The organism is Hymenobacter frigidus (assembly GCF_014640435.1).
Classification (GTDB): Bacteria; Bacteroidota; Bacteroidia; order Cytophagales; family Hymenobacteraceae; genus Hymenobacter; species Hymenobacter frigidus.
Genome location: NZ_BMGY01000105.1, coordinates 1 through 711, shown reverse-complemented (window position 1 = coordinate 711; position 711 = coordinate 1). Strand labels below are relative to the sequence as shown.

General features: G+C 63.0%; 2 protein-coding genes. Both read left to right on the top strand.

Going from position 1 to position 711, the window contains the following annotated elements:
* The coding region (locus IEW17_RS20650) for a transposase (protein WP_188563954.1) at positions 1–277 on the top strand (277 nt) is incomplete at its 5' end.
* A partial coding sequence (locus IEW17_RS20645) for a transposase (RefSeq protein ID WP_188563953.1) occupies positions 274–711 on the top strand: 438 nt, incomplete at its 3' end. The genes IEW17_RS20650 and IEW17_RS20645, both read left to right, overlap by 4 nt.

Genomic DNA, 711 nt, shown 5'->3' with positions numbered 1-711 from the left:
TTCAGACCTTTGCGCCCGCGACTGGCAGCGGCTGGAGCCGTTGCTGGTGGTCAAGCGGCGCAGCAAATGGCCACTGGTGGAAATCGTCAATTCCATTTTGTACGTGCTCAAAAACGGGTGCGTCTGGCGGGACGTACCGGGCGATTTACCGCCCTGGGGCACGGCGTATTGGTACTTTGACAAGTGGGAAGCCGACGGCACCTGGGCGCGGGTAAGCGCCTGTCTGACGGTGAGCAGCCGGGAACACGCCCAAAAAAAGCCTGCCCCACGGCCGTGATACTCGACACGCAAAGCGTCAAAAATACGGCCACGGCCACCGGAGCCACCGTGGGCTTCGACGCGGGCAAGTTGGTCAAGGGGCGTAAACGCTTGGTGCTCACCGACACGCTGGGCCATGTGCTGGCCAGTCGGGTGCTGCCCGCCGACGCGGTGGACGGCGCCGCGGCCATTGCTTTTTGGGACGAGGTGGCCGCCACGCACGAACTGCTGGGGGCCGTCCAGGTCGTTTTCGTGGACAGTTCCTTTCACGGCGTTTTCCGCCAGCACCTGGCCCGGCGCTACGGTATCCGGGTCGAGAAACCGGCGCACGTACTGGTGCGGAAAACCAATTTCTGTATCCACGCCTGGCGCTGGATTGTCGAGCGCACGTTCGCGTGGCTCGACATGAACCGGCGCTTGTCCAAAGAATACGACCGGACGTTGCGTCATGCA